This is a genomic window from Lonsdalea britannica (assembly GCF_946477055.1).
Lineage (GTDB): Bacteria > Pseudomonadota > Gammaproteobacteria > Enterobacterales > Enterobacteriaceae > Lonsdalea > Lonsdalea britannica_A.
The window spans coordinates 1-5,779 of the sequence record NZ_CAMKXG010000226.1 but is presented as its reverse complement, the minus strand read 5'-3'; the positions used below and the strand labels follow the sequence as shown (position 1 = coordinate 5,779).

The window sequence follows — 5,779 nt, the reverse complement described above, 5'->3', positions numbered from 1 at the left end:
TTTTTCTTCCGGCGCGTTATCGATCTGGTCGAATGCGCGAGCAGCACCGCCGTAGACTTTCGCCAGTACGGTAGTGATAGCAGCGGTCAGCGTTGTTTTACCATGGTCAACGTGGCCGATAGTACCGACGTTAACGTGCGGTTTAGTACGTTCAAATTTTTCTTTAGACATCGATTGTCCCTCTAAGACACGGATAAATCGGTGATATCACCACATCAACCAAGCAATTACTTGCTGAGCTTAACAAAAGGAAATCAGGAGGAATATAAAAGGAGTGGTGCTGATAGGCAGATTCGAACTGCCGACCTCACCCTTACCAAGGGTGCGCTCTACCAACTGAGCTATATCAGCACATCTAATATGGAGCGGGCAGTGGGAATCGAACCCACATCATCAGCTTGGAAGGCTGAGGTAATAGCCATTATACGATGCCCGCATCCTGGAACTCGGCTACCTGATTTCTTTGTAGAGTTAAAAACCCCGGCACATATTACATCCGCGCCAAGATTTTTTCGATCCGATTTTAGATACATCAGATCGTCTTAATCCTGTCTCCAGGATTGAATTGATGGTGGAAGAAGGAAGATTTGCCACGCAACTCCTCACCTTCATCAACATGACATATTAAGCTTTATCACGTTGATTCAGCCATTGTTCATGGCTTGAATTGGTGGTGGGGGAAGGATTCGAACCTTCGAAGTCTGTGACGGCAGATTTACAGTCTGCTCCCTTTGGCCGCTCGGGAACCCCACCTGGTTGTGTACTTGATGGTGCCGGCTGCCGGAGTCGAACTGGCGACCTACTGATTACAAGTCAGTTGCTCTACCAACTGAGCTAAGCCGGCATCAAGTGCTGCGCATTCTAGGTAGACTGGCCGGTCTATGCAACAAAAAAATTGCTTAAAATGCACTACCGCTTAGATTTTGCACATTTTTGGACATTCTATTGCATAAGCGTTAGCAATTCGTGCAAATATCCATCACATCATCGACCTCAGCAGCGCTTTCCTCAAGGCTAAATCAAAAATTACACCTCATCATTTCTTCTTTATGTAGACCTGCAACCCACAGCCCATCAAGGCGGTTTCGTATATCACGGACGTAAAACCCAAAGAATGATGACGGCAGTGGTATGATTTTTGCTCATCACAAATCATCAACCATTCCTCTCTGCTGGCTTTCGCAGGAGATACATGATGAAAACTGTTTTACTTTCTACTGATACCCTTCCTTTGTATCGACATGCATTGGCGGGATTACTCATTAATGCCGTTGAGCATGGCAGCTCCGTCGGATATCGAACCCCTTTGTCCTATGAAGACGCCGAAGGTTACTTCCACGGACTGAGGTATGCCATTGCAAAAGGAGAACGTCTGCTTTGGATCACGCTCTATGAAAGTGAGGTTGTAGGAACCGTGCAGTTGGAGCTTTGCCAAAAATCGAATGGGCAAAATCGAGCTGAAATCCAGAAAATGCTCGTTCACCACCGATATCAACGTAAGAGGATAGGACATCATCTTCTGCAAACACTCGAAAAGTCGGCATTGAGCCTGCAACGTGGCCTGCTTTACCTGGATACGGAAGCCGGTTCCGCGGCGGAGTTATTTTACCAGTCGCAAGGCTACACTTGTTTGGGCGAAATTCCCGATTACGCCTGCACACCTGAAGGGACCTATCATCCTACGGCAATTTATTACAAACGCCTTTTTATAATGAATTGAAGCGAGTCGTTAATCGCTGACTAAAATAACGCTGAGGCCTTTATTAAGGCATCAGCGTTCCGTTGGATTTCTTCTTCTTTTCTTTACCCGCATGGTGGTAATCTTCCCGTCATCATTTAGTTCCCCCCAGTAAAAGGTGGATTGTCTTTTTATCCGACGATTTTAAGACCTGTATGACACCTTTTAACGCTGTACTGGCATGTAGAAACGTATTTATGAGAGATAGAGAGCAATCCTTGGCCACACCATATCTGCAATTTGATCGTCAGCAGTGGGCGACGTTGCGGGATTCGGTCCCGTTAACGCTGACAGAGAATGAAATATTAAAACTCAAAGGTATCAATGAGGATCTATCTCTGGACGAAGTTGCAGAAATTTATCTGCCACTTTCGCGTTTATTGAACTTTTACATCAGCTCTAATTTACGTCGCCAGGCAGTACTGGAACAGTTTTTAGGCACTGACGGACAAAAGATCCCCTACATTATTGGGGTCGCCGGCAGCGTGGCTGTGGGTAAAAGCACGACCGCGCGCGTCTTGCAGGCTTTGCTCAGCCGTTGGCCGGAACACCGTACAGTTGAACTGATTACCACTGACGGTTTCTTGCATCCCAACAAAGTGTTGAAAGAAAGAAACCTGATGAAGAAGAAAGGATTTCCCCAGTCGTATGATATGCACAGTCTGGTGAAATTCGTTTCTGAGGTGAAGTCAGGGGCAGCCAGAGTCGTTGCGCCAACCTACTCCCATTTGACCTACGACATCGTCCCCGACCGTCACCAGGTCATCGAGCAGCCCGACATTCTGATATTGGAAGGCTTGAACGTTTTGCAAAGTGGTATGGACTATCCTCACGATCCACATCGGGTCTTCGTATCCGACTTCGTGGACTTCTCAATCTATGTAGATGCGCCGGAAGAGTTGCTGAAAAGCTGGTACATCAATCGATTCCTGAAGTTCAGACAGGGTGCGTTTGCCAATCCTGACTCCTACTTCCACAATTATGCGAAAATTACAGAAGAAGAAGCCGTGGAGTTTGCATCTCAGGTATGGAGTGAAATCAACGGGTTAAACCTGAAGAAAAATATTCTTCCTACCCGTGAAAGAGCCAGTTTGATAATGACGAAAAGCGCCGATCATGCTGTCGAACGCGTAACACTACGTAAATAATATGCTCAGGGGATACCCATCCCCTTATCCTTTTGATACGCCTCGCAACGAAATTTCCCCCCCGATATAGGGTATCAATACGCCGTTTTGCTCCAGCAGCAATGCTCCTTGGTTATCGATGCCTTTATCAACTCCGACGATCTCTCTATCCCCCATCAGGAGCTTTACCGGTCGATTATAAAAATTATCCAGGGACTTCCATCGGGGAATGAAAGGCGCCAAGCCATGCTGTTCGAAAGAAACCAGCGCTGCGCGTAATTCAGTAATCAAGCGTGCCGCCAGAGTGTTGCGACCGATCGCTATCCCGGCTTCCTGAAGATTGATCCAGCCTTGATTGATCATCTCCGCTCCCGGCTCGCGCATGCTCAGATTGATACCGGCGCCAATGACGAGGTGAGCCGCATCGCCAGTTCTGCCGTTTAGCTCAACCAGAATTCCAGCCAGCTTGCGGTCATTCAAGTAAAGATCGTTGGGCCACTTAACCCGAATACCATCCGCTCCCAGACTGTGCAGCACTTCCGCCATGATGATGCCAATGACCAGGCTAACGCCAATCGCGGCCGCTGGTCCTTGCTCTAAACGCCAGTAGAGCGATAAGTAGAGGTTCGCACCAAAGGGAGAGAACCATCGCCGCCCTCTCCGGCCACGTCCTGCCTGCTGATATTCGGAAATGCAAACGTCCCCCGATGAAACCGTATCGAGGCGGTCCAGCAAATATTGATTGGTAGAGTCAATGACGGGCAGCACATCGATATTTCCACCGTTGGTTAACGCCCGGATTTTTTTGGCATCCAGCAGCTCTATTGGTGCAGGTAACGCATAGCCTTTACCTGTTACGGTATAAACATCGAGGCCCCATTCACGGATGGTGTGAATGTGTTTGTTGATTGCTGAACGACTCATGCCCAAGCGTTCACCAAGAACTTCACCCGAATAAAATTCGCCATCGGCTAAAATGGAGATCAACTTAAGTGGGACGGTATTGTCTCTCATGCCAGCACCTCGACCGCGTTAACTTCGCCCTGACCAGCGATAAATCGCACTTCAGGTTCCAGCCCAATGCCAAATTTTTCAGCTACTTGATGACGTACGTAGCGTGCCAAGCTTACAACATCTCGGCTGGTCGCATTCCCTGCATTGATAAGAACCAAAGCCTGATTGGCGTGTACCGCAGCACCACCAATGCGATAGCCTTTAAGCTCACACTGGTCGATAAGCCATCCGGCAGCAAATTTAACGTCACCGTTAGCCTGAGGATAATGCGGCGCCTGAGGAAACTGCCGTAATAGCTCGTTCGCATGGGCGGCAGGAAGCACCGGATTCTTGAAAAAGCTGCCTGCGTTTCCATTCACGGCAGGATCGGGCAGTTTGCTCTTGCGCATAGCGCACACCGAATCGAAAACGTTCTGTGGGGTCACAGTTTGAGGGTCGAATCGTGTCAGATCGCCATAGTTAAGAACAGGCTGCCAGAGTTTGGGCAACGTGAGTCCGACTGCTGTAATCGCATAACCATCACGATATTGATGCTTAAAAATGCTTTCACGGTAGCCAAACTGGCAACTCTCGTGCGCCAACCGCAGTTGTTCACCGGTATTGAGGTTCAGGACATCAACATAGGCACACACGTCTTTCAGCTCAACGCCATATGCCCCTATATTTTGAATCGGAGACGAACCCACACAACCTGGGATCAGCGCCAGGTTCTCTAATCCGGGAATACCCTGATTCAGGGTGAATTCGACCAGGTCATGCCAGACTTCGCCTGCGCCCACGTGAAGATGCCAACACGCATCAGCCTCTTCAATCGCAATCCCTTTCAGACGATTCAGTACGACACAACCTTCGAAATCTTCGAGGAAAAGAACATTACTTCCACCGCCTAGAATGAGGACTGACTGGTCTGAAATAGTCGCATTTTTCCAGGCATTAAGAAGCTCATCGGCTGAACTCGCTGTAATCACCTCTTTCGCTGAAACAGGCAGGGAAAATGAGTTATAGGGCTGTAATGATGCGGCGGCACTCGTCATAGTCGTCTTCAAGCTTGATATGTTTAATCGCTCTAGTTTACTCGATCCAGAAACATTATTGAGCAGTGTTTTCAGAGGGCGCTCAAGTCGTATAGCTGCATGGCTTGTTGAACAAAAACCGAACGCCAATTTATCGACCACTGACGTTAATACCTGACATCGTTCATCGAACGCGTACCCACCTCCGATTCATTAGCAAGAAAGCCACTGAAACCTTCTCATGGATTTCTAACGGAACGAACGCTTTCGGCACTGCCGAGCAGAACTAAAGATGAAATATTGTAGAGACCAACACACCCTTCACGCCTCCGCGTAACGCAGGCGCGGTTTTCGTGAAGTGACTAGCCACGGCCGATCTGTACTGGCACAGAAATCGGATGGCAGGACTTTAGCTTGATTAGCTCGTCTTGTGGGAACGCGTAATCCAGGGCTCACAGAGGGCAACGAGAGACATAGCATTCCGGTGTGGGGAGATAACGCAGTTAGGTTGTTCCCGTGGTTATCCGACCATGTTGGTCAGTACACGCAATAAACGCCATAAGTTGTTATCAGGGATCAGAATGGATTAGACAGACCAGGCTAGGTCGGACCGGGCACGTCGCAGCGGCGGCAGGATTCAGAAATACCATATTCCCGTATGGAGATATCGCGTGGTTAGTGTCCTGTGGTAGTTCCCGCGCTCCGGTTACCTCAACACACAGAGGGTGGAGTGGAAGGTGAACTCATGGTCTGGCGCATGGCGGTGAGACGGGGGGAGGTACAGAACCGGTCTGTCGGCTTTTTTCCGCCCAACGCAAAAACCCCCAGCTTACGCTGAGGGTTTCTACTTAAATTGATGCCTGGCAGTTCCCTACTCTCACATGGGG

At 48.9% G+C, this 5,779-nt stretch carries 5 protein-coding genes and 4 tRNA genes; 2 read left to right on the top strand and 7 right to left on the bottom strand.

Annotated features, from left to right (window positions below):
- From Q7O77_RS13775 to Q7O77_RS13755, 5 genes are all read right to left on the bottom strand, one after another.
- The coding region (locus tag Q7O77_RS13775) for a GTP-binding protein (protein ID WP_304168346.1) at positions 1 to 171 on the bottom strand (171 nt) is incomplete at its 3' end.
- 104 nt (positions 172 to 275) lie between these two features.
- Positions 276 to 351, bottom strand: a tRNA-Thr gene (locus Q7O77_RS13770).
- A gap of 10 nt (positions 352 to 361) precedes the next feature.
- A tRNA-Gly gene (locus tag Q7O77_RS13765) sits at positions 362 to 436 on the bottom strand.
- Positions 437 to 668: 232 nt separating this feature from the next.
- Positions 669 to 753: transfer RNA gene (locus Q7O77_RS13760), tRNA-Tyr, on the bottom strand.
- Positions 754 to 768: 15 nt separating this feature from the next.
- Positions 769 to 844 (bottom strand) — tRNA-Thr (locus Q7O77_RS13755).
- 351 nt (positions 845 to 1,195) lie between these two features.
- Between Q7O77_RS13755 and Q7O77_RS13750 the strand changes: the two genes are divergently transcribed.
- Together Q7O77_RS13750 and coaA are read left to right on the top strand one after the other, a co-directional pair.
- A complete protein-coding gene (locus Q7O77_RS13750) occupies positions 1,196 to 1,720 on the top strand; it encodes a GNAT family N-acetyltransferase (RefSeq protein WP_304168343.1) in 525 nt (174 codons plus the stop codon).
- Positions 1,721 to 1,935: 215 nt separating this feature from the next.
- Positions 1,936 to 2,886 (top strand): type I pantothenate kinase, encoded by a 951-nt coding sequence (gene coaA, locus Q7O77_RS13745; RefSeq protein ID WP_304168340.1) that lies wholly within the window; start codon positions 1,936 to 1,938, stop codon positions 2,884 to 2,886.
- 24 nt (positions 2,887 to 2,910) lie between these two features.
- Here coaA and birA read toward each other — a convergent pair whose 3' ends face one another.
- Complete coding sequence (birA, locus tag Q7O77_RS13740) at positions 2,911 to 3,879, bottom strand: bifunctional biotin--[acetyl-CoA-carboxylase] ligase/biotin operon repressor BirA (RefSeq protein WP_304168336.1); 969 nt, start codon at positions 3,877 to 3,879, stop codon at positions 2,911 to 2,913.
- Positions 3,876 to 5,054, bottom strand: a complete 1,179-nt coding sequence (gene murB / locus Q7O77_RS13735) for a UDP-N-acetylmuramate dehydrogenase (RefSeq protein ID WP_304168333.1) — start codon at positions 5,052 to 5,054, stop codon at positions 3,876 to 3,878. The genes birA and murB overlap by 4 nt, the downstream gene beginning before the upstream one ends.
- Positions 5,055 to 5,779 lie beyond the last annotated feature (725 nt).

Bases quoted from the DNA above. Each gene is read 5' to 3' on its own strand.
- coaA (WP_304168340.1), top strand. From the start codon at position 1,936: ATGAGAGATAGAGAGCAATCCTTGGCCACACCATATCTGCAATTTGAT.
- Q7O77_RS13750 (WP_304168343.1), top strand. From the start codon at position 1,196: ATGAAAACTGTTTTACTTTCTACTGATACCCTTCCTTTGTATCGACAT.
- birA (WP_304168336.1), bottom strand. From the start codon at position 3,879: ATGAGAGACAATACCGTCCCACTTAAGTTGATCTCCATTTTAGCCGAT.